This window comes from Bradyrhizobium sp. DOA9 (genome assembly GCF_000617845.2).
GTDB lineage: Bacteria > Pseudomonadota > Alphaproteobacteria > Rhizobiales > Xanthobacteraceae > Bradyrhizobium.
In genome coordinates this window covers 136,370-159,178 of record NZ_DF820426.1, presented here as the reverse complement: position 1 = coordinate 159,178, position 22,809 = coordinate 136,370, and the positions used below count along the sequence as shown (strand labels likewise).

General features: G+C 58.7%; 22 protein-coding genes and 1 pseudogene. 3 read left to right on the top strand and 20 right to left on the bottom strand.

Going from position 1 to position 22,809, the window contains the following annotated elements:
- Window positions 1-5: 5 nt before the first annotated feature.
- From BDOA9_RS34060 to pxpA, 8 genes are all read right to left on the bottom strand, one after another.
- A complete protein-coding gene (locus tag BDOA9_RS34060; RefSeq protein ID WP_340162408.1) occupies window positions 6-227 on the bottom strand; it encodes an acetyl-CoA carboxylase in 222 nt (73 codons plus the stop codon).
- Between the two features lie 36 nt (window positions 228-263).
- A complete protein-coding gene (locus BDOA9_RS34055; RefSeq protein WP_025038427.1) occupies window positions 264-1,238 on the bottom strand; it encodes a 5-oxoprolinase subunit C family protein in 975 nt (324 codons plus the stop codon).
- Window positions 1,235-2,116, bottom strand: coding sequence for a 5-oxoprolinase subunit B family protein (locus BDOA9_RS34050; RefSeq protein ID WP_025038426.1), 882 nt, complete (start codon window positions 2,114-2,116; stop codon window positions 1,235-1,237). Before BDOA9_RS34050 ends, BDOA9_RS34055 begins: the two co-directional genes overlap by 4 nt.
- 19 nt (window positions 2,117-2,135) lie before the next feature.
- Window positions 2,136-3,524 carry an aspartate aminotransferase family protein gene (locus BDOA9_RS34045; protein WP_025038425.1) on the bottom strand — a complete coding sequence of 463 codons (1,389 nt, stop codon included), beginning with the start codon at window positions 3,522-3,524 and terminating at the stop codon, window positions 2,136-2,138.
- Between the two features lie 135 nt (window positions 3,525-3,659).
- Window positions 3,660-4,679, bottom strand: a complete 1,020-nt coding sequence (locus tag BDOA9_RS34040) for an ABC transporter permease (RefSeq protein ID WP_042336992.1) — start codon at window positions 4,677-4,679, stop codon at window positions 3,660-3,662.
- Window positions 4,676-6,208 carry a sugar ABC transporter ATP-binding protein gene (locus BDOA9_RS34035; protein ID WP_025038423.1) on the bottom strand — a complete coding sequence of 511 codons (1,533 nt, stop codon included), beginning with the start codon at window positions 6,206-6,208 and terminating at the stop codon, window positions 4,676-4,678. Before BDOA9_RS34035 ends, BDOA9_RS34040 begins: the two co-directional genes overlap by 4 nt.
- A complete protein-coding gene (gene torT / locus BDOA9_RS34030) occupies window positions 6,205-7,281 on the bottom strand; it encodes a TMAO reductase system periplasmic protein TorT (protein ID WP_152033720.1) in 1,077 nt (358 codons plus the stop codon). Before torT ends, BDOA9_RS34035 begins: the two co-directional genes overlap by 4 nt.
- A 64-nt stretch (window positions 7,282-7,345) precedes the next feature.
- Window positions 7,346-8,071, bottom strand: a complete 726-nt coding sequence (gene pxpA / locus BDOA9_RS34025) for a 5-oxoprolinase subunit PxpA (protein WP_025038421.1) — start codon at window positions 8,069-8,071, stop codon at window positions 7,346-7,348.
- 323 nt (window positions 8,072-8,394) lie between these two features.
- Between pxpA and BDOA9_RS34020 the strand changes: the two genes are divergently transcribed.
- On the top strand, window positions 8,395-9,072 hold the full coding sequence (locus BDOA9_RS34020; protein WP_152033719.1) for a GntR family transcriptional regulator: 678 nt from the start codon (window positions 8,395-8,397) through the stop codon (window positions 9,070-9,072).
- Between the two features lie 206 nt (window positions 9,073-9,278).
- Here the strand turns inward: BDOA9_RS34020 and BDOA9_RS34015 are convergent, their stop codons facing one another.
- Window positions 9,279-10,529 (bottom strand): D-amino acid dehydrogenase, encoded by a 1,251-nt coding sequence (locus BDOA9_RS34015; protein ID WP_025038419.1) that lies wholly within the window; start codon window positions 10,527-10,529, stop codon window positions 9,279-9,281.
- Window positions 10,530-10,585: 56 nt separating this feature from the next.
- Window positions 10,586-11,683 carry an alanine racemase gene (gene alr, locus BDOA9_RS34010; protein ID WP_025038418.1) on the bottom strand — a complete coding sequence of 366 codons (1,098 nt, stop codon included), beginning with the start codon at window positions 11,681-11,683 and terminating at the stop codon, window positions 10,586-10,588.
- 162 nt (window positions 11,684-11,845) lie between these two features.
- Between alr and BDOA9_RS34005 the strand changes: the two genes are divergently transcribed.
- Window positions 11,846-12,301, top strand: coding sequence for an Lrp/AsnC family transcriptional regulator (locus tag BDOA9_RS34005; protein ID WP_025038417.1), 456 nt, complete (start codon window positions 11,846-11,848; stop codon window positions 12,299-12,301).
- A 216-nt stretch (window positions 12,302-12,517) separates the two neighbouring features.
- On the opposite strand, the gene BDOA9_RS37100 is transcribed toward BDOA9_RS34005, so the two are convergent.
- Both BDOA9_RS37100 and BDOA9_RS33995 read right to left on the bottom strand, forming a co-directional pair.
- Window positions 12,518-13,165, bottom strand: coding sequence for a hypothetical protein (locus BDOA9_RS37100; RefSeq protein WP_042336990.1), 648 nt, complete (start codon window positions 13,163-13,165; stop codon window positions 12,518-12,520).
- Window positions 13,140-14,054, bottom strand: coding sequence for a DNA-processing protein DprA (locus tag BDOA9_RS33995; protein WP_025038415.1), 915 nt, complete (start codon window positions 14,052-14,054; stop codon window positions 13,140-13,142). The genes BDOA9_RS37100 and BDOA9_RS33995 overlap by 26 nt, the downstream gene beginning before the upstream one ends.
- 189 nt (window positions 14,055-14,243) lie before the next feature.
- Here BDOA9_RS33995 and BDOA9_RS33990 point away from each other — a divergent pair, with 189 nt between their 5' ends.
- Window positions 14,244-14,660: a hypothetical protein gene (locus tag BDOA9_RS33990; RefSeq protein WP_025038414.1), complete on the top strand. Its 417-nt coding sequence runs from the start codon at window positions 14,244-14,246 to the stop codon at window positions 14,658-14,660.
- 405 nt (window positions 14,661-15,065) lie between these two features.
- Here the strand turns inward: BDOA9_RS33990 and BDOA9_RS33985 are convergent, their stop codons facing one another.
- The 8 genes and pseudogenes from BDOA9_RS33985 to BDOA9_RS33950 form a co-directional block, all read right to left on the bottom strand.
- Entirely contained in the window at window positions 15,066-16,310 is a 1,245-nt protein-coding gene (locus BDOA9_RS33985) for a type II toxin-antitoxin system HipA family toxin (RefSeq protein ID WP_025038413.1), read from the bottom strand.
- Complete coding sequence (locus BDOA9_RS33980) at window positions 16,307-16,621, bottom strand: helix-turn-helix domain-containing protein (RefSeq protein ID WP_042337117.1); 315 nt, start codon at window positions 16,619-16,621, stop codon at window positions 16,307-16,309. Before BDOA9_RS33980 ends, BDOA9_RS33985 begins: the two co-directional genes overlap by 4 nt.
- 311 nt (window positions 16,622-16,932) lie before the next feature.
- A pseudogene (locus BDOA9_RS37095) lies at window positions 16,933-17,166 on the bottom strand (IS21 family transposase); the annotation flags it as partial.
- A 363-nt stretch (window positions 17,167-17,529) separates the two neighbouring features.
- Entirely contained in the window at window positions 17,530-18,315 is a 786-nt protein-coding gene (locus BDOA9_RS33970; protein ID WP_025038410.1) for a hypothetical protein, read from the bottom strand.
- 4 nt (window positions 18,316-18,319) lie between these two features.
- The gene (locus BDOA9_RS33965) at window positions 18,320-18,622 is read right to left on the bottom strand and encodes a hypothetical protein (RefSeq protein ID WP_152033718.1); all 303 of its coding nucleotides are present in this window, start codon (window positions 18,620-18,622) and stop codon (window positions 18,320-18,322) included.
- Window positions 18,623-18,838: 216 nt separating this feature from the next.
- Window positions 18,839-20,095, bottom strand: coding sequence for an endonuclease/exonuclease/phosphatase family protein (locus BDOA9_RS33960; protein ID WP_052363146.1), 1,257 nt, complete (start codon window positions 20,093-20,095; stop codon window positions 18,839-18,841).
- 35 nt (window positions 20,096-20,130) lie between these two features.
- Complete coding sequence (locus BDOA9_RS39190) at window positions 20,131-20,841, bottom strand: hypothetical protein (protein WP_042336988.1); 711 nt, start codon at window positions 20,839-20,841, stop codon at window positions 20,131-20,133.
- Between the two features lie 118 nt (window positions 20,842-20,959).
- A complete protein-coding gene (locus BDOA9_RS33950) occupies window positions 20,960-22,684 on the bottom strand; it encodes a phospholipase D-like domain-containing protein (RefSeq protein WP_025038406.1) in 1,725 nt (574 codons plus the stop codon).
- Window positions 22,685-22,809: the final 125 nt, after the last annotated feature.

Genomic DNA, 22,809 nt, shown 5'->3' with positions numbered 1-22,809 from the left:
TAGGTCTATTCCATCTCTGCAATCGCTTGATCGGCGTCGACAGTCTCACCGTCCTGCACAAGAAACCGCGCGAGCTTGCCGGCCGTTTCCGCCTCGACCGGGAAGAAGGACTTCATCGCTTCGATCAGTCCGATCGTTTCGCCGGCCGCGACGGCATCGCCTTCCTGCTTGAACGGAGCCTCCTCCGGCGATGGTCTGCGGTAGAAAAGACCCGGCAAGGGCGCCAAGAGTCGTTTTGGCATGTCGACGTTCCCTCTCTTTTTTCAGGCGTTCACGAGATTTTCGCGGACGCAGCGTTTTGCGATTTCCTTGGCAAGGTGCTGAGCTTCTGCAACGCTGACGAGCCGGAAATGCAGGCGCTCCCCGGGCTTGGCTTGCCCCAGTTTCCAGAATGCAGCGGACGGAACGGTGTAGGGGTTGATGAATCCACCCATTGACGGACCGTCATTCACCAGAATGATCGGGGTCTGCCCTGCGAGATTGATCGCACCCATGGGATAGCCCTGATCGATGATGTTCGACGGCAGAGAGCCGTGTTCTTTCGGCTTCTTGTAAGCCTTTTCCGTGAACGTCCATTCAGGGCCTTCCAGCCGGAAGCCGGTCCGATCCGACTTGGCGGAAAGTGTCCACGCCGAGTTGAGGAAACGCTCCTTGCCAGCTTCGTCGATCCAGTCATCGTTCGGGCCAGCGCAGACCTCAATCGTCCACGAGCGGTCTGTGCGGATGTCAGGTCTATGCTCGTTGGGCACCAGGAGCCCGGGGGTCCCTCCTCCTTCCGCAACTGGCAATTCCTGCCCGGCTTTGATGGAATGGCCATCTATGCCACCGACGCCGGCTTTATTGAAGGTAGAGCGCGAGCCAAGCTTCTCCTCATTCGCGAACGCGCCAGCGACCGCGATATAGGCGCGGCCACCGACACGAGCTGCCCCTAGAGCTAGTGTCTGACCGGCTCTTACAGCAACGGACTGCCACATTGGGAACGGCTCACCGTCGAGCGCAGGGCGCATGTCTGCACCCGTAACGGCGATCACCGCATCAGCGTCGAACGAAAGCGTGGGTCCAAGGAATTGGCATTCGAGGCCGGCAGCTCCGGGCAGATTGCCGACAAGCACATTCGCCAAACGGAACGACCAGCTATCCATCGGGCCGGAGGGTGGAAAGCCCTGATTCCAGTATCCGTAGCGTCCAGGATAGTCTTGGATCGACGTTTCAAGCCCGGCTTTCAGTACCTTGATCATGCCGATACCCGCGCATTGCTGGCCTCGCCCACTTTCGAGACCCAGTTGTTGTAGTTGCGGACCACGAACTTCTGGTACTCCACGATCGTGTACTCGTAACGCTCCTCCTTCACTGCTTCCTCCGCGGCATCATAGTCCTCGCGCGTGACAGGAACGAACTTGATGCGATCTCCTGGACGAAACAAACACAGACTTCCCTCGAAAGCGGAGCGCTTGCCGGTTGCATCCCAGATCGGCACCGGCGTGCGGGCAAATATCTGGTAGCCGCCAGGTGTGGCGACCGGATAGATGGAGTTCGCGGCTCCGCCGAGGCCGATCGCCCCTTCAGGCGTGTGCGTCCGCGGAGGATTGTATTTGGGCGCTGTCAGACGTGCGCGCGGGTCGAGCGCCATCAAGAATGGCAGCCCCGGCCAGAAGCCCAGTGACGCAACCCAATACTCCGAGGACGAGTGCAGCCGAACTAGATGGTTGACATCCTCAAGTCCATTCTCCTGCACCAAAAGTTCGGGATCTGGCACCTTTCTAGCGATCTTCGCGCAGTAATCGTCAACACAAGCCTTCGTCCACGGATCGAGATAATGCGTCGGCAGATAGAACAGCCGGCTTTCCAGTTCGATATCCTCTGATGAGCCCAGAGAGGCTGAAAGCCGGAAGAATTCGCGCACAACGTCGTCGTATCCGATCAGCGTCGGTTCGTAGTGGACAAGCAGCGACGCAAAGCAAGGCGCCGTCTCGATGACACCCTTTATGTTTGCCGCGGCAGCCGCCGCTGCCAGGCCCTGCGCCATGAAGTTGAGCTCGAGGTTCATCTCGTTCCCAAACTCTATCAGCAGATAGCGGTCGCCAGCAGGCAGGAATTTTGGCTGTTCGTAGATCACCTAACCCTCCTTGCTGAGGTCAATTGAGGTTCTCGGCGGATCGCCACTGGGCCGTATCGTCGAGCGCATCGCCAAGACGCGCGACCAACTCGTGTACCTGATCCTCATTGATAATGAGCGGAGGGCAGAGCGCAATCGTGTCGCCGATCGCGCGCACGATGAGACCATGCCTTTGGGCCGCGGCAAAAGCCGCTGCTCCAACCTCACCCGCGCTGGCAAACGGACGGCGTGTATGCTTTTCCGAGACGAGTTCAATTCCAGCGATAAGTCCCACGCCCCGCACTTCACCGACAAGCGGATGAGCGGCCAGTTCGCCGAGGCGCGCCTGGAGGATCCGCCCCATACGAGCGGCGTTTCCGACGAGATCGCGCTCTTCGATAATTTTAAGATTTTCGAGAGCGACTGCCGTTGCGACCGGGTGACCGGAGGCCGTAAATCCGTGACCAAAGGTACCAATCTTCGCCGTGTTGTCCGCAATGGCATTGTAAATCGTCTCAGAGAAGATCACCGCCGCCAGCGGCATGTAAGATGAAGTCAGTTGTTTCGAGACGATCATGATGTCAGGCGTGAAGTGGTAGTGTTCGCAGCCGAACCTCGTACCTAGTCGTCCAAGACCACAGATCACCTCGTCGGCAACCAGGAGAATGTCATACTTGCGGCACAGCGCTTCAATCCCCTGCCAATAGCCTTTTGGAGGCGGCATTACACCGCCAGCCGCCATCAACGGTTCGCCAACGAAAGCTGCAATCGTGTCAGGCCCTTCCTCCAGGATGGTCGCTTCGGCCTCCGAGACGAGGCGCGCGGAGAATTCCGCTTCTGTTTCCTCGGTTTGAGCGAAACGATAAAAATGCGGACAGGTTAAGTGACGGACCGGAATGACGGGAAGATCGAAATCCTTATGGTTGTTAGGTAAACCGGTCAGACTGCCTGAAGCGACGGTGACACCGTGATACGCCCGATGGCGGGCCAGAAACTTCTTCTTCTTTGGTCGCCCAAGAGCGTTATTCATGTACCACACCATTTTAATCATGGTGTCGTTTGCCTCCGAGCCCGAGCTCGTGAAGAAGACGCGGCTCAGGGGTTCGGGCGTCATTCCCACGAGTTTTTCTGCCAAACGGATCGAGGGCTCATGCGACTTGTGGCTGAACGTATGGTAATAGGGAAGCTTGGCCATTTGCGCAGCTGCGACCTCCACTATTCGCGGTTCATCGAACCCAATAGCAACGGACCACAACCCTGCAAGACCCTCGATATATTCCTTGCCAGCGTCGTCGTAGACGTAGATCCCTTCGCCGCGATCGATAATGACCGGTCCTTGCCGCTCATGGGCGCGTGCATTCGTATAGGGGTGCAAGGTTGCCGATATGTCGGCATGAGCGAGAGAATTCGAAAGCTGTTTGGCGACCATGTAGTCCTCACTATGGGGATCCCCGAGATCGCGCACGTCCCGAAGAAACATCTCACATTTCAAAACGCTGCGAATAGCGTCTCCGTCAGGAACGAAGGCGGTCTAGCCACGATACGCCGCCTTCGGGGCACTCCGTCAGCGCTTCGCCGCGCTGGCGAGCCTATAGCGATCCAGCACGACCGCACCGACGAGCACGATGCCCAGGACGATCATCTGATAGTTGGATCCGATCCTTAAGAGATCCATGCCATTCGCCAGCACAGTGATGAAGACAACGCCCATGAACACTCCCACCGGCGAGCCCTCGCCGCCTCGAAGGGAGCATCCGCCTATGACCGCTGCGGCAATCGAATTGAGCGGGAATTCGCCCCCAAGCAAAGGCTCTCCCGACGACACGCGTGCGGTCAGAAGCCAGCCTGCGAAGGCGGTGATCGTCGCGCACAGCATGTAGCACGCGATAAGGTAGCGGTTGATATTGACACCGGCCACCATAGCAGAGCGAATGTTGGAGCCGATGGCATAGATATAGCGGCCGAACCTCATCTGTCGCACGAGTAGAAACACCGCGAGCAGCGCTGGAAGTGCGAAGAAGAACGAGACGGGCAAACCGAGGAAGAAGCCAGATCCGATGCCATAGACGAAGTCACGAGGCAGGCCGCTGACCTGCAGACCCTGCGAGATAACCAGCGTCACGCCGCGGAAGATCGAAGCCGTGGCCAGTGTCACGACGAAGGCGTTCACCTTCAACACCGCGACACCAAGCCCATTTATGAGACCGCAGATCAGGCCGACGAGGATCGTCGCGACGAAACCAGCGCCGACCGCAAGCGCAGGCGCGTCAGGATAGGCCAGTGAAACGGCAACCATGACCTGTGCGGATATGATTGAAGTCAGCGCGACGACTGAGCCCACCGATAGATCGAATCCGCCTGCGAGCAGAACCAGCATCTGCCCGAATGCGATGAGCATCAGGAAGACGGCTTGCTGCAGTATGTTGAGCATATTGGCCGAGCTAAGGAAGCGCGGATTTCCAAGCTGGAACACCACGACGCAGATAACCAAGACGACGGGCAGCGCGCCGAAGGTCAAAAGTGTCGATACGGCATTGATGCCTGCTGAGGGCTTGGCACCCGCCTGGGAGCGAAGCAGAGTCATTGAAGATCCTTTTGTGGCGTCTCGCCAAAGGCGTACGCGATGACGCTTTCCTCGTTGATTCCGTCTCCTTGCAGGCTCGCCGTGCATGAGCCCTCATGCATGACGTGGACACGATGAGACAGATGAACCAATTCCTGGAGGTCGGAAGTGATGAGGAGGATGGCTGCGCCTTCGGCGCACAGCCTATGGAGTTGATGGTAGAAGTCGAGGCGGGCACCGACATCGATGCCTGCCGTTGGTTCGTCGAACATATACAGGTTCCGCTTTCGGCTCAGCGCTCTGCCGAGGACCACCTTTTGCTGATTGCCGCCTGAAAGCTCCTGAACTGGCTTATCGGGCTCAGCGGGTTGGACTTTCAGCCTTGCGAGCAGGCCGTTTACAAGTTTCATAAGGGCGGCAGTTCGCACGAAGCCAGCGGGCGCATATCCTGCATCCCCGAGCACCTCAATTGCCATGTTTTCTGCGATAGGCCGGTTCAGGGCGAGCGCCTCACCACGCCGGTCCTGCGGCAGGTACACCATTCCGCACTTGAGCATGGCAGCGGGGGAATGAGCCTTGATGCTCTCGCCATCGAGTACAATGTTTCCCCCATCAATCGCCTGCAATCCAAAGATCGCACGGGCTACTTCCGCCTTGCCGCAGCCAACGAGCCCGCCAAGACCTACAATCTCACCGGCCCTGACTTCAAACGAGACATTCTTGATCTTGTGCCCGGCGCAAAGCCCTTTCACCTCCAAGACGGCATGACCTGGAGTATGCGGAATTTGAGGATAGAAATGCGCTATCTCGCGGCCCACCATCTCGGCGATCATCTGCTCGTTTGTCACTTCCGCCAAACGATGAAAGCTCACAAAGCGTCCATCTCGGAGGATCGTCACGACGGCGCCAAGGCGGCGGATCTCCTCCATACGGTGACTGATGTAGAGGATAGCCCACCCTTCTTTTTTCAACACCTCCACGGTAGAGAACAGATGCTCGGATTCGTCGTGGCTAAGCGTCGCTGTCGGCTCATCTAAGATCAGGGCACCTGGCTTTCCACCGAGTGCTCGTACAATTTCCAGAAGCTGCTGTTCGGCGCGTGTCAGGGTGTCGACCCGCGCGTCTGGGTCGACGGCGACGCCGAGCGTCTCCATTGACCTCATCATCCCGGCGCGCATCGCGGCTTTTTCGAGAAACCCTCCTCGTGTTTGTTCCCGGCCAAGTGCGTAATTTTCGAGCGCCGTCATTGACGGGGCCAGGCCAAAGTCCTGCAGAACGGCATTCACCCCGCTCTCGCGCGCCTCCAACGGAGTAAGATTCGGGCAGGCGCGCCCGCACAGGATGCGCGTCCCTTCGTTCGGCTTGTTTGCTCCAATGAGCAGCGAAACGAGTGTCGACTTGCCCGCCCCATTCTCCCCAAGAAGCATATGAACCTCGCCGCGGCGGAGCGTGATGCTCACGTCCTTCAAGGCGGCGAAATTTCCATAGAATTTTGATACGCCGGAGAGCGAGGCAAAGACCTCGCCCTCACTAAGATCGTGAACAGTCATTTCTTTGTTGCTTCGACCGAAAATTCGACCTTGTATCCTGCCGGGGCGAACATATCGGTCTTGCTAACCGATTTGATCGTTTCGGCGGTCACCATCTGAGGCTTCGGGCCGGCGCGCTTGGCCTGCAGCTTCTGGCCTTGCAGCAGTCGCAGAACCATGTCGACGGCAAGGCGCCCCTGCAGAACGGTAAAGTCCGTCGGCGAAGCTTTCGCGGCTCCAGCCGCGATGTCGTCGTAGACCGGTGGGATGATATCAAATGCTGCGACGCTGACCTTCCCTGCCAAATTCGCGTTACGGACTGCAACCGCGGCGGCCTGAGCTGCAATGTCTACGCCGACCAGCCAGTTGAGCTTGTCATAGGTTTGCAGTGCATTGTTGATCATATCGAGCTGGACATTCAGACCGGTGTCGCCGCGCCGCGTCACCGCAATCTCGACCTTCGAATCCTTGATTGCGTCGTTGAAACCGCGCACAGCGTCGTCAGACCAGCCCGCACCCTGCGGGCCGGGAAAGAAGCCAACTACCGTGGGCTTTCCGCCAGACTGCTCGACGATGTATTTGCCGGTCTGGTAGGCGAGGTCATAGAAGCTGACGAGGGCATGCCCGGAAATGCTCGGCTCTTTCACGCCATTGACGAAATCGATCACCGGAATACCGGCGTCCGTCGCCTTCTTGACCAGAGGTCCGACGCCGTCAGCGCTGATCGCGCCGAGAATGATGCCGTCGAATTTCTGCGCGATGCAGTTGTCCATCTGGCTGAGCTGGGTCGAAAGGTTGGTATATCCTCCCGCTTCATAGAGCGTCATGGCGGTCCGCGTCCGATGAATTTCGGCCGCAACACCATAGTTGGCGGCAACCCAATAACTGTCCTTGAGATGGGGGAAGAGCACGCAGATATTCCATGGCTTCGTGACTTCTTCAGCTCCTAGGAGCTTCCAGTCGGCATCGAGCTTCTTATCCCCGTCAATGAGCTGCACGGGAAAGCTTGTAACAGACTGCTGGCTGCGCGCGCCTTGCACAAACACGCAACTTGCGAGCGCCGCAAGCACGCTAGTCGTAATCAGTCCTCTCATGTCATAGTTCTCCTGAAAGAAAAAATACGTTATGCCGAATTTCGGATCTTCCGCCCGATTCGTCTTACCGCTGAGCGGTATCAAGCACGCGGCGCATGGCGGCCGCGACGTCCCGCGCGTTGGGCGGGTCGGAATGGATACAAACGGTTTGGAATGCAATGTTGAGGAGGGTGCCGTCGACGGCCTCGACTTTTCCCTCACGCAACGCGCGATCGAGACGTGCGGCCGCCTTTTCGACATCGACCGCTGACTGGGTGCGCGGAATGATCAGTTGACCTGTAGGGCCGTAGGAAAGATCAGCGAAGAACTCAGCCACGAAATGCGTCCCGACCTCTCGTGCCGCCTTTTCGTGAAAAGTGCCCGCCATGCCAAAAAGAGTAAGGCCAAAGACCTTCGCGGCCTCTGCCATTGCAGTGGCGAGCGCCATGTCGCGCGCGGCCATGCCGTAGATGATGCCGTGTGGCTTCACATGGCTCAGCTCTTTCCCGGCAGCGCGAGCCACGCCGGCAAGAGCACCAATCTGATAGATGAATGCTGCACGCAGTTCTTCGGGAGATAAGCGCAGCTCGCGCCGTCCAAAGCCTTCACGATCTGGCAGCGAGGGATGGGCTCCAATACTCTTCCCTTCACTCGCGGCCAGCTCCACCGCCCGGACCATGGTCATTGGGTCGCCGGCATGAAAGCCACAGGCGATGTTGGCACAATCGACGAAGGGCATGATCCCTGCGTCATCCCCAAAGCGCCAGTTTCCGTAACCTTCCCCCATGTCGCAGTTGAGTGTGACGCGCATTTGATCGATCCGTCTAGTGTTATAACAGCGACAAATCTGCTCTCTCCAAATTTTAATGTCAACAGCATTGTTCGGTGTTATAACAACCCACGCGCTTTTTGTCGAAAGCCCGATCTTGGCACCTACCGCACCTTGCTCGGTTTCTTTCGCGACGAGCTCGGTCGGACCTGCGTATGGGTGGACGCCTGGACTAGCTACGGGGTCTCCCTTTCGCGAATGTCGCAGCGGCGGTTCAGCTGCCGCGCGCAAGCTGCCGGCTGGAAAAATCACCGACAGAACAGTTGCGTCATCGACGCAACTCTGCCGCCACTTTGGAGGAAGCATTGAGCTCCGAAACCAACCCGCATCCCTGGGTTTCACAGGGGCCCATTCTCGCTCCCGTTTCCCGAGACATGCTTCATGAGCAAATTTACGATCGCCTGAAGCAGAATCTGATGATGGGCCGCTTTACCCCAGGGCAAAAGCTGCCGCTGAGAACGCTCGCAAAGTCCTTGGGAACGAGTCTTATGCCTGTGCGGGACGCACTTCAGCGCCTCGAAAGTACAGGCTGTGTGGTTTCAACTGCCAATCGGACAATGGCAGTGCCTGAGTTCAGCACGAAGCAGCTGCAGGACGTTTGCACGCTACGCATCATACTGGAAACCGCAACGGTAGAGAGAGCCGCCTTGCAGCGAACTGAAGAGGAACTGGCGGCCCTCTGGGGCTTGGTCGTGGATATCGAGCGCTCGGCGGAGACAAACAACATCGATCTCTTCTTGGAGGCGAACTACCACTTCCATATGCTTGTTGCGGATATGAGCCGGCTATCGTTTGTCCGAACCCTTCTGGAGCCGCTTTGGATGCACATCGGCCCATTCATCAGGCAATCGGTACCGAACGAAGCGCTCTTTCAAGGCGCGGCACGGCGGCACAAGGAAGTTTATGATGCTATTGCCGCGCAGGATCCCAAGAACGCTGCCATTGCCATCGAGCGCGACATCTCAGATGGCTACAAGTTCTGAAGGGCTTCGGCTGGCCTGACGCATCTAGCTAGCTCTAAATGCAATTGCTGACCGCCGGCAAATCCAAGCCCTCGCTTGCAGATGGGCAGGACGCTAACGATGTCGGGATGTGTTGGGGTCACCGTCGGCTTTTTTCGTCGGCAGCACGATGTGGCTAGCGCTTGTTAGGGGCAGAAACCTTTCTCGTTGGCAACCGTCGCCCACGCCTATTCGTAACGGTCGAGACCGAGGTCGCTCGTTTCGATGTCGGGCTCCCGCCCCGAGACGAGGTCCGCGATGACGCGAGCGGACCCGCAACTCATCGTCCAGCCGAGGGTGCCATGTCCGGTATTCAAGAACAGATTTCTGATCCTAGTCCCGCCGATGATTGGCGTACCATCCGGGGTCATAGGTCTCAGGCCTGACCAGAAAACCGCGCTCTTTGGATCTCCCCCCGGGAACAGATCCATAACGGAATACTCGAGGGTCCGCCGGCGAGCGTCGACGAGATCGTTGGTGTAGCCTGAGATTTCAGCCATTCCGCCGACACGAATTCGATCTCCGAGACGGGTAATCGCAATCTTGTACGTCTCATCCATGACCGTCGATTCCGGGGCGCGCGAGGCGTCGGTAATGGGAACGGTCAGCGAGTAACCTTTGACGGGATAGACGGGCAGCTTGATTCCGGCCGACTTGAGGAGAAGAGGCGAATAGCTTCCCAGTGCGACAACGACCGCGTTCGAATGAACAGCTCCGCGATCAGTGATGACACCGCGCACTTCGCCCGCTTCGATGTCCAATCCCCTGATGCACTGTCCGTACTGGAAATCAACACCCAAGGCCGCGGCCTTCTGCTCCAGCGCATTGGTGAATTTGAAGCAATCGCCGGTCTCATCCTTGGGCGTCAAAAGCCCTCCAACAATTCGGTCGCGAACTTGGCGCAACGCGGGTTCGACCCGAACACAACCGTCGCGATCGAGAACCTCAAATGGAACGCCATCTGCCGCAAGGGCCTTCACGTCCTTTGCAGATGAATCGAGTTGCGCCTGAGTTCGGAATAGCTGCAGGGTTCCCAGCATGCGCTCGTCATAGCTCAAGGAGGTCTCCGCCCTCACCTCGGCGAGTGCCTTGCGGCTATAATCTGCCAGACGCAGCATACGTCCCTTATTGAGTGCATACCGGCTGGCCGTACAGTTGGACAGCATCCGAACAAGCCAAGCGATCATGGCTGCGTCAAGCTTCGGGCGAAGGATCAACGGCGCATGCCGCATGAGCATCCACTTGACGGCCTTCGCAGGAATTCCCGGGGCAGCCCACGGCGAACAATAGCCAAAGGAAACCTCCCCCGCGTTTGCAAAACTGGTCTCCAGTGCTGGGCCCGGCTGTCGGTCGACAACGACGACTTCGTGGCCGAGCTTTGCAAGTTGATATGCTGATGTGACGCCGATAACGCCCGCGCCTAGAATGGTGACTCGCATTGTCCAGTCCGATGTTGTGCTCAACTTGTCGAGAAAAGAAGCTTGCCGTGCAAGCGTCAGCGATATTCTCTGCGGAAGCGGCGGCCGAGACCGGTGAGAATCTCGTAGGAGATCGTGCCAGCGTCGGCTGCCAGCATTTCGAGTGTCTGATGAGGACCAATCACTTCGACGAGGCTTCCCAGATCGGGTGCTTCGTCCGGGAGATCTGAGATGTCGACCGTCATGCTGTCCATCGAGACGCGACCGAGGATAGGCAGACGTTGACCGCGGAAGTAGACGGCTCCGCGACCGCTCAGACTGCGGGGAAGCCCGTCGGCATAGCCGGCGCTAACCACGGCCAAGCGCGTGCTCTTGCTCGTGAGGTGCGCTCCACTGTAGCCAACCATGGTGCCGCTCGGGACAGTGCGGGTCTGCGCCACGGCGACGGAGAGGCTGACGACCGGCTCCATTGGATTTGCGGCACCGAACTGTGGCGCACCGCCATAGAGCGCGATCCCGGCGCGGACCAGAGCACCGTGATAGTCCTTGCCCAAGAGGGCGCCAGCAGAGTTTGCAAAGCTGAATGGCAAGGGGGCAAATTCCCGCGTTACCATCTGCATCTCTGCCAGCTGCGCGGCGTTTTGCGCCTTGGTCGGTTCATCTGCGGAGGCAAGATGGCTCATGAGGTAGAGAATCTCGAGCTCCGGTGATTGCGCAATTTCATTGCGGACCGCAGCGCGCTCAGCGGGCGCAACGCCGAACCGCGACATGCCGGTATCGAATTGGAGAACAGCAGGAAGACGCCTGCCCTCCAGGCGCGCCTGGGTGCGCCACCTCTCAAGCTGAGCTAAGGAGTTGAGGACGGGGATGATTTGAGCCGCAGCGCAAATAGCCTCCGCGCCAGGTTGAAGCCCGTTCAGCACTAAGAGCTGCGCCTCGGTTGGAAGATGGGGCCGCAATGCGACGGCCTCCTCCACATGCGCCACGAAAAAGTGTCTGCAGCCGGCGGCAAGCAACGCCCTCGTGACCTGGACGGCTCCCAGTCCGTAGGCGTCGGCCTTGACTATTCCGGCGACAGGCGCTGGGGCGGCGATGGCGGCAATCCGCTCAAAATTCCGACGCAGCGCCGCAAGATCGATGGTGATGTAGCCGGGAAAACCTGCTTCCCCGTCCATGAGAGCCTGTGGTGGCGTCTCGCCAAATGTCTTTTCGCTTTTCACCGGGGAAGCTTAGCGCAACAATGGAGCACGCTCTGCGCAATGCTTGCACGATTATTCGACGATGTGGCAAATAATCAAACGATCTACGAAGGTTTCGAATAAACGGTACAATGGCTAATGGACAGCATAGATCGCAACATCCTGCGAGCGCTCCGCGTGAACGCCCGGGTAAGCAACGTCCATCTGGCGGCCGAAGTCGGGCTCTCGCCTTCGGCTTGTCTGCGGCGCATCAAGCTGCTCGAGAAGGCCGGTATCATCCGTGGATACACGGCGCTCGTCGACACGAGCGCTGAGTCGCAAGGCCTTGCCGTTCTGATCAACATCACGCTGGAACGGCAAACCGTGGAATATCTCAACAAATTCGAGGCTGCGGTACGCAAATATCCGGAGATCCAGGAGTGCTATCTCATGACCGGGGGAGCTGATTACTTCCTGCGGTTGGAAGCAGCCAACGCTGTGGAGTTCGAGCGGATCCACAAGGAGATCCTCTCGACCCTTCCCGGGGTCTCGCGCATCCACTCCAGCTTCTCGATTAGAAACGTGCTTGCGAACCGGCCGAAGGGCCGGCGTTGATAACGCAGTCTGGCGGAATAGCCCGCAAGTTCGCCAGACCATTCGCGGGCGGGCTTTGAAACAGCGAATGGTCTTGCCTGTCGTCGCCGGCATTTGGTCAATCACGCGCGCGAGGCGGGTTATTCGAGTGGCGACAATTGCGCACCATTTGCCGACTCGAGGCTCCCGGTGCACCTGATGGCCGCCGATTCACTGCCCTTAGCTTCAAAACACGTTCTAAAGCTTCAGCAGATCATCCTCGGTGACCTCATCGAACGGGCACGGGATCGCGCGCCTTGCAATGAACAAGCCGATCACGCGGGCCTGCGGCGCGCGCTCCAAGATCATTTCCTTAACGGCCTTGAAATGCGACCCCGTTGTTAAAACATCGTCCACGACGCCTACGATGCTGCGCAGGTTCGGCAGCTGGTTTTCCACAATCCTGTAATTCTGCTTGAGCTCGGTCGGCGATTTCCGCTCGCCCCCCTTGAACGTATCGGTTGACGCGATCTGCTCGACCAACTCGCGGACGTCCGGCGGCGTTGCGGCGCGGATCGCCCTGCATACCTGAACCATCCGATCATCATAGGCCGGATCGGTCTTCACCTTGGATGGGGGCACCGGAACAATCGTGGCTTCGGCAAGCCATTCGGCGTTCAATACCGCGGAGAGGTCCTGAGCGCATCTGGCGATCGCGGGGGCCTTGTAGTGGTAACCTCCGTCGCCGCGCTTCTTCTGCAGATTGTGGATCAGTTGGTTGGTTTCACCTCCACGCCAGCCTTGGCCTGCCGTGTACTCGTAAAGGAAATGGCAATCGTCCCCTTCGTCGAGGTACCAATGGTCCCGCCGGTTCGTCTCGTCAATTTGCTGGAGCAGGCGTGCCATCACCCAACGCGCCCCAGATATCGTCCAGATCGCGGACTCGAATCGCGCCGCGCTTCTCGAACGTTGCCGGCCACGTGATGTCGTCTCGCTTGAAGCAGGAATCGAGGATAAACAGTTTGCGGCCTTGCTGAAGGGCGGCGCGGGCCTGCGTGAGGGTCCCGCTCGTATCGCTAGCCTCAATGATGATCGTGCCCTCTGTGAGAGCGCTCATCGTGACGTTTCGCTCAGGAAAGAACAGCTTGTTCTGCGGCACGTGCTGGCTGGCGTAACGAAGAACCGGCACCTGGGAAACGAGCAGATGCTCCTCGGCGATCTTGCGCTGGAGAGTCTGGTTTTCCCTCGGGTAATAAACTCCTATGGGCGTGCCAATCACTGCGATGGTGTGTCCCTTCGCCTCGATGGCGGCCGTGTGGGCGGCGGTGTCGATCCCGCTCGCCAAGCCCGAGACGACGGTGAAGCCGCGCTCGACAAGCGCACGAGCGAGTTTGCCAGCGCGCAGCTTCCCGTCTTCGCTCGGATTGCGGCTGCCCACGACCGCGAGGCCGCGGGTCTCAACCAGCTCCCAGGCGCCCTGGAAGTACAGCATCTCAACCGGATGTCGCGCGTCGCGAAGCTTGAGGGGATAGTTGCCGGTCAGGTTGAGCCTAGTGCCAAACCTTGAGACGCCGGCCTTCTTGAGCGCCGTCAGCACCTCCGAGGCGCGCGCGTCGGCAACGGCCGCTGGCACGAAATCTGACGGGACGGCGGTCGGATCGGAGGCGAACTTCTCTGCGATCGTCTTGAAGGTGGCGGACTTCTCAAGCCACAGAGCCTCGTACGCTCCGAGTTCCCTGCGCGGCGAGATCGACCGTACGGCGGGTCCGTCATTCATGCGTGCAAGCAGGTTCATCCTTCAACCCTACCCAGCCCTTGCGACGGCGTCGAATCCGCTGATTCGAAGTCCACCAATTTAAAGAGCCCATATTTCTGAAACCGAAGGATGTAACATATTCTCGGAACAAAGCAAGAACATAGAATAACGGATTTCAAATGGTTACATCGTCCCACGAGCTGGTCTTGACAGTAATGCGGAGCTCAGATGGAACGCTTGGACTTTCTGAGATTGGCGGCCGCTACCCGTGACGCACGTCGCCAATGGCAATGCCCTCGGCATCTTGCCGATGTCTCAGAAGCCGCTCTGCTTGATGTAGACGAGGCGCTGCCGTCAGAAGCGAAAGAGATCGCCGCGACGCTCTTCGACTATCTCTGCGACATCGTCGATATCAGCGCTGATGCGTCATTTTCCGATAAGCTCGCCTACAATAAGGAGATGGGCGCGACGCTGAAGTCGCCGGAAGCGTTTCGGGCCTCAGTCTATTCGGCCATCCGGAGCACGAAGATGGTCGGCGCATTCTGGACCGATAAAACCCCGATGCCGATCATGATCGGCTATCTCACGGTCATCCCCTCGAATCGCTCCCTCACGGAAATCATGGTGCCACGCGGACTTTCATAGATAAGGTCGCTTTCTGTAATCAACGATGTTTGACCGCGCGCTCTCGTCGTTCTCGTTCTGCGATTTGCGTCCTCAGCTCGTCCGCTCGCGCGAGATAGGCCTTCGCGGCCGGGGCGTCCACCGGCTTTGCGCCCTTCTTCATCGGCAGACGCCCGTCCTTGTATGCGGCCAGGATTGCTGCCGCGCATCGGATCCGACTTCTAGGACAGGGTCGAGAAACGACCTGTCGCGCGGGCGAATGTCGCTGCGCTCGGCGGGGGACAGGAGGTCACCTTCGAGAACGAGCCGGCCTGTCTTGGTTGGCATGATGCCCGGAAGGCCGGCTAGGAATCCGTGAGGGAGCGCATTCGTCAGACAACCAATACGATCAGGGACCGGAGATGTGCATTTCTCGACCTGCCGACCTCAGGGGTCAAGGATGGGTGTCATTTCGTCGACATGTGCGTCGATCCGCGCGAGGACTTGCGCAGGCACAACGTCGCGCTCTGGTAGGGCTGACCACTTGTCGCGTACGGCCGCCGCGATTTCAGCTACGGCGGTCACCACAGCCCCTTCTGGAAGACGGCTGCGGTTCGCGAAATTGCGCCAGCGTTCCGGCGTCAGCGCCTTGAACGACTTTTCGCCGGCGAGGCTGAGGGCTAGCCCGTCCTTCGGAATGTAGGGAATGGTTGAAAGTACGTCATAGACAGGTGACAGCGTTGGTGTCCGGCCATCTCCGGGGTAAAGCAACGACCAATTCTTAAGATGCATATCGCCGTTTCCGGTTATCGCGGTGAGCGCGAGACGCCGAACAAACTCGATTGCGGCGTCGAAGGAGACGCCGCTGGTGAGCGCGGCAGCGATGTTGTGATACGCTGCGCCAGTATACTTCTCGGACGGGTAGCGGCCGAAGACCTGCGCGAAGTCCTCCATATGCACGCGCGCGCCGTCAGCGCCGCGGTCGAAGCGGCGGACCAGCAGCACCTTGCCCGTGGACATGGTATTGAACTCTTCCGGAATGCCCGCGAACTCCGTCTTCTCGACGAGTTCGCGCGCCGGCACTTCCATCCCCAACGCTTCCGCCAAGGCCAGGATTGCGAATTCGTTTTCCGAGAGTCCGATGTGCGTGAGGGAGGGAAATTTCGCGATGTACTGCCCTTGCTCGTCATTGACGGCGAGCGTGATCCCACCCTCCGTTCCTGTGTTCTTCATCACAGAAAGCTTCATCTGAACACCGGCGAGCGAAAAGCGTGCTTTGTTCTTGCCCTCGGCCTCCGGGCCCGATGGAAAGGGGGCACCGTCACTTGGCACGGCGCGTACCGCGCCTGGCAGGTTGGTTCCGAGCGCAGCCAGGAGATCGAAGTCGTTTCCCGGTCTGACTGACCCCGCGTGGTGCTTTTCCATCGCCTCGCGCAGCTTCTCTTCGGGCAGCAGGTTCGCAAAGAACGGAGGCAGCGCCCCGCGTATAGGTTTGGGATCGCGCCGGAGGCCGCCATCGGCTGAGCGAAGCGACAGGCTGAAGATCGGCGGATTTTTCATGCTCCGGTAAGCGGGCAAGAGGTTGAATGCGTTATAGTCACCCGGCGTCCGGATAAGAGTGCCGACCGGAAGCTCGTTCAATGAGATATCGAGCGATTGGATGCGTTCAGCCGCGAGGACAGCCCGATTCATGACCGTTCCTCCTCGTCGACATCTGACGTGAATGCGGGACGATCATCATCGTCGGTGGCGGGCTGCAGCATCGACTGAACGGCGGGCACCAGCGCCTGCGGGATCAACATCATTTCCATGCCAAGGGCGCGCGCGACGTTGACGAGTGTCGTTGCGCGAGCAGCGGCGGCGCCCGTTTCAATATCGCGATAGCGGGGTCTACTGATGTTCGCCCGAAGAGCGATTTGCTGCTGGGACAAGCCAGCAGCCATGCGTGCTTCTCGAAAGCGCAGACCGAGCTCCTGGAGCAGTGGGTCCGGAGTGGAAGTCATGATACGTTCCCGAATCATTCTAAAGATAAATGATCCGTATACGGATCATAAAGAGAAGTCAAGAAGATCCGTAAACAGATCTTCTGCGCGATGAATGATCTGTAAACATATCACGGTGCCGGGGGAAACTTCGGAAAGAGCACCTCCGCGGCGCCCACCGCGAAGCCGCGGCACATCGTGTGGAACCTCCCAATTTGGGGTGCCCTCCGTCTTGGCAGGTAGCCTGATCTGACCGCCTACTTGCACCGCGCCCGATCGAATCTGCTGTTGCACCCAACCATCAAATTTAGAAAACGCTTCTATGATGGCTTCAAACGGAAGTGATAGAGACGATGATGCAGCGGTGCGTCCGCGATCGTCACACCCAACTCGCCTATGTTTGTGAAGTCGGAGAGGCCGAGCTGGCCGGGCTCATGGGTCTGGCGGAAGATTACCTCCTGCTCCTCGCCGTGGATCGCCCGCCAGGCACGGATACGACGTTCCAGGGTACGATGGATACCGCTGCCGTGATTCGGATGACGTCGGAGCATCTCCTCGAAGCGACCCGCACTATAACGCGGCACATGTTGACGGCCGAAGCATCGACACCGAAGAAGCGAACCTCTCCCTTCCGGCCTGCCTCCGCAATCGCGACGGCATTGCTCAGCTTGGCGACATCGGTCCTAACAAATGCTTCCCTATAATCCGCCACGGCTCGTCCTCCTGTGATGAGGATCGGCTCGGACCGCCCGAAATCCCTCGGACGCGCAGTGTAGCGCGAGGCGCCTCACCGGCAGAGGCGGACATAGTTTGGGACAACCCAGAGGAAGATTGGGACTTCGTATTTGACGCCACATCAGCAGAATGATGTCGCTGACGGCCCGATCATGCTTGCTACGCCAATGGCCTAGCACCCACCGCACGCGTGCTCAATGGATAGCGCGCAGCTTCGCCATTTCTTCTTCGATGAGCGCCAGAACGCGCTGCGCGCTACCCGCAAAGATCAGGCCAAGCTCGCGAGCGCCATGATCCGGAACGATCTCCTCCCACACCTCGATCTGGCCAGGCGCCTTTCGCCTTTCGGCCTTCTCTTCCAAGGCGTGTCCCCATTCGGTGAAGTGACGCCACTCGCGGAGCAGTTCGCTTTCGCCGGGTAATCGGTGCTGAATGATTGCCAACTTGGAGTGATAGGGTTTTGTTTCTTTGATCGAGTACGTCCCGGTACGGAGCTGTCCAACGTGGAAACGATAATAGGTGGCGACGTCGCGGGCCTCTTTTAAACAGTCGATCTGCTCATCGAGCTCGGCTCGCTTTCTGCTGATCTCGTCGCGATGCTTGTCGAGGTCCTTTGCGAGGCTCGTTTTATGCCCCTCGAGGATCTTCATGTTGTCTGTCTTCTTATCTTCAAGCTCCTTGAGGAGATCGTTGCGCTTCTTGTCGAGGTCTTCGTCGATCTTCGCCTTCTGCGCGGCTAAATCCCTGTTCATGGAGCGTTGCGCGCCGGCTTGGAGCAGGGCGCCGACCCCGCTCGTGAGCGCCGCGAGGACAGTTGCGATGGCGGCCGGCAACACGACAAAGAGCTTGTTTGTCTCTTCTGGCTTACCAAAGCGCGCGGCGAGGAGCGGCATCCAATGATCTGCGGTGTAAAGGAGACCGCCAACAATGGCCGCGAAGACCACAAACGTGATCAGAAAGAAAAGAAGGATTCGGCCCATCGTGCTACTGGCAGGTGCCGTTGATGCAAAGACACAGGTCGTGAGCGCAGGACTTCGTGCAGAGAATGCCCTTGGTCGGGCAGTCGCTCGCCGTTTGATCCAGTTGCTTCGGAAGCCACTTGTAAACAATGCAGTTCTGACCTCGACGAACGCAATCCGGGTAGGTGATGCCGGGAACGACGACCTTCTTGAAGGCGCCCTCCCCAGGGCTTGTGGGATCAGGGACGGCGAAGATGCCGGTGCCTTTATCGCCCGGCTTTTGACCATCGATGGATTCCTCTGAAGTCTGGTTCTCTCCTAAAGGCATGTTCATCTCCTTCTGAACTCAGCCGACAGGCCAGTTCGTAAGCCTATTCGTTGCTGGGGTGGAACGAAGCGCCGCGGCTGCCTAATATTTTCATGGCTCGCCCATCCTTGAAGGCAAGTGCATCCAATCCCGTTGCGGCGTTTCTCGCATTCTCCTAGCTGGATAATGAACGTGTTGGATGCCGCATGGGGCGCAATCGACGCCGGTCACAGCGCACTAGAAACGAAGCGTCGCCTTCGACGGACAATGATCCGAAATCGCCAGCAAGGGATCGGAATGGCCTTGTCCTGCCGGGCGCGTTCCTCCGAAGCGACCGATCGCAACCTTGATGGCAGGATCTGCAACCGTCAGGCTCGTGCTAACAAGCATTTGATCGAGGCCCACAGGATTCCGGCAGCCAAGGCTGTCGGCCTTCGTCAGTGGCTTGAGGGCCTCTTGATCGAACAGCTCACGTTTGGAGCGCTCGCAGAGCTGCTTGGCGACAGGATTGACCGGGCATTCCGGCTCAAGATGCGCAAGGGCGCTGGAACCGGGGGCACCATCATTGACCTCCCCATAGAGACTGCGGACCAGCACGCCGGGCGGAAGGGAAGACACTGGGTCGCTTCCATCGGATCGAACAGCCGAATTCGGGATGGAATTCTTCTCGTGCGAGAGATTCCGGTTGAAGTCTCCCATCAGAATGACGGGCATGCCGGCAGAGCTTGCTTCAAGCCAATTCTCCAATGGATGCACCTGTTTTTGGAGAATGGGACATGCATCGCCCCCGCCATCAAGTTTGCCGCGGTCCTCGAGCGGGCTGACGCAGGAGGATTTGAGGTGCACGGTCATGACGCGTAGTGGCTTGCCGTCGATTTGCAGGGTCAGCGATAGCCCAGGGCGCACCTGATCTGCGGCGGCGAGGTCCGGCAGGGATAGGGGCGCAACGACGGCACAATCGGAGCCTACCCCCAGGTTCTTTTTCCATGCGATCGCGAGCCGTTGGACCTTGAAAGTGTCGAAGGAGCAAATCTCGTAATCAGCACCGTCATTGGGCAAAACCTCGCGAACGGCTAGAGCGCCGCTGACCTCCTGAAACGTGATGATGTCAGGATCGAGGTTCGTCCGGATGAAGTCCTGGAGTTGCTGGGCGCGTTTCTGGTAGGCAGCTTCGGTCACCGGCACGATTTTGAAATTGGCGTGGTAAACGTCGCACGGGGGCTTTACCGCGATATCCCATTTGATCTTGGCGTTTCGTCCCCATTTGAGCTCCCAACCCGACTTCGTCGCTCCGGTCGTCGAGGGCTCAAACAGGCCCGTCGTCGGATTGAGGGCGAAGGGCTGACCGCAATCGCGGATCCAATCCTTCGCCTCCGCCTGACTGAGGTGCCAGCCAAGATTCCAGGTCGCAATTCTGACGTCCCGCGCGTGCCCGGTCGGCGCTGCCCCGAGCAGGAAGACGAGGACAAGCAGGACAAATCGGCGGATGTTCATCTCACGCTCCAGACGTTTGCAACAGAGGGGCCTATTCAGTTTGTGACGACCGAGCCTGATGGAGCTTTCCTTTGGCCTTGAGGGGCTGCATCCCGGCGGATGGATGGGATCCCGATTTCCGGCTGTACAGCCATTGGGGAGCTTGCCGGTCGCCCCCTCCCCGGCAGGACGCTTTCGCGTGTCGCATTCCGGTCGATCCCCCACGCGTGCTCGATCACGAACCGAAGCTCGTCCGCCAGGCATTCAACCGCCCATCGCAGATCGTGCCTGTCGCGGCTCGGAAGCTCCTCCGTCTCCGTAACCTGCTGGCCAACGAGCAGAGCGGCGTTCCGTACGCCGGCGCCTGCGACCATCTCCAATTCGCCCCAGCGCAATTCCCAAAAGCGCCCTGTCGCCTGCTTCCACGTTTCACCTTTGGGATCGTGCTCCCACTCGGTGAGGCGCTGGGCCTGCTGAACGATTTCGAAGAAGACGTCGAGCTTCTTCTGCAGGAAGGGCCTTTGCGCTTCGATCCTTCGGGTGAGCGCGGCCTGACTGGGCGGTTCGTCGCGCTCGACAATAGCTGGCGGTTGCTTTGCGAGCGATTCATTGAGGAGCCGGGCCTGCTCGGTCTGAAACTCGTATATCTTCCAGACTCCAGCAATCAGGGCCGCCGCGACGGTCCAGGCTGCGACGGCAATGACGGTATAGCGTTTGGAGAGACGAAGAAGGGCCGAGGATCGAGAGGTGTGGGCCATCATAGCCATCGAATATCTTCAATTAGAATTGGCTTGTTCGGATCGATGCCGATCTGAAAAAAATGCAAAACAACAAAGTTGAAGTAACGTCGATAGAAAATCGATAGTGGTCTCTGGCCGCCGGTCCTTATAGACCGCGCTCCCTGGCAAGTGACGCCTTGGTGCCGCTCTCATAGGCTTCTTTCACCCATTCGTCCCGGGTCCGTTTGAGAACGAGCGGATCGGCCACCGAGCCGGGCTTCGCCTTCTTCTCGTGCGTTTTATTCCAGATCGCGCGGGCGCGATAGTGATTGTAGAGGCGCATCAGCTCGGCGACATAAGCTTGGGCGAGATGCGTGTTGCCCTTGATCTCGAGCACATTCTCATCGTTTGAGTTTTCGGACGATTTGCTGAAGTTAGGAGATCCCGTGTAGATCGTGGGCGTATCGGTATCACCATCGATCACGATGAACTTGTGATGCACATGGATGGGCGGCGGTCCGCCCGATTTCTTCTTTGCGCGCTTTGCCGTGCCTTTTGCGGCTGACGCGTCGAAGGGCGACGTGTCGATGGTCTTGAGTTCGGGCAAAAAGCCGCGTGGCGCATTGACGCCGAAAGCGGCGTAGGGGAGCGTGTCCGGGTTTTTCTGCGAGCGGTGGAAGATGGTCGAGGCGATCTCGGGGAGCTTGCGCTTTTCGCCCTTTTTGGTTGGCTTGTCGGGGTCGTCGATGCTGTTGAGAAGCCCGTAAATCAGATGCTTTGGCGAGTCCCCCTTGGCGAAGATCGCCTCCATAAGATCTTTGTCGGACGCTGTGTACATGCAGAACAGAACGGACGACTTCGCCTTCCTGACCGCCTCGGTGACCGTGTCGAGAAACTTTCGGCCTTCGCCTGGCTCGGGCAAAAAGAAGACGCGCATCTCGGTGCCGTCGACGTCCGTGACGTCGGTCCAGTCCGGCGGGTCCATATCTTTCTTGCCGAGATTCTTGGCCAGCAGGTTCGCTCGCTCTGCGTACAGCGCGGCCAGTTCCCGGGAATGGATAATATGAAGCAGGTTGGCTTGGACCGTTTGGGCTTCGGGCGTAAAGTTGGTCGATCCCATCAGGACGGCGTGTTCGTGCTTTTTCCGATACGAGATGATGAACTTGTCGTGCATCAGCTTGGTAATGGCATCCCGCTTGTGGATCGAGATATTGGGTCGCTCCTCAGCGATCCTGTGAGCGGCGGCGCGGGACTTGGTGTCGTCAGCCTTGTCGAAATAGATGATCGAGCCACGCCCTTTGAAGGTCTCGAAAGCCGGAATGATCCACCGATCGTCCGATAGATGATAAATGGCGCATTCAAACGCGTCGCTGTCGCTCAGGATCTGAGGGACGGCATTTTGCAGGCCGTTGGCCAGCCAATCCATCTGCTTCTCTAGCGACTTGTCCTTTTGCTTTGCAAAACTTTGCGCACTGACGACGGCGCGATTGAAATAGGTGGCGATCTGTCCCTCGAGGGGTTTTGGCACCGTGACGGATTTTTTCCCGGCTGCGTCGTGCCGTAGCTGCAGATCGCCCGGGCCGGTGCCGAGCACTGGAATCACCGTGTACTCGAAAGTCCGGCCCTGATCGCTCGTATTGATCCCGCCGTCCCACCAATTGAACTTCTGGATCGGCGCCTCGTCGCTTCCCTTGGGACGGGCGTCCTCCGCCAGGGGTACGAAGTCGAGCTTATTGAACAGGAATTGCGGCTTTCGGTCTCGCCCGTAGCCGGGATCACGCTGGATGGCGAAGCCCAGGAAATCTTCGTGTTCCGGACCGCTCTTCCAGTCGAAAGTCAAGAGCACGCAGCTCGGGCTAGCATAAGCTTTGACCGTCACCGACGTGATCATGAGAACTCCCCCCGCTTCGAATGGCATCATGCACGAATATGCCGCTCGCGCAATGCGTGCGCCAGGTGTATAACGCCCGTCGAAACGGATCGCTGAATTATTTCTGTCATTTTGCTTGAGGGTTT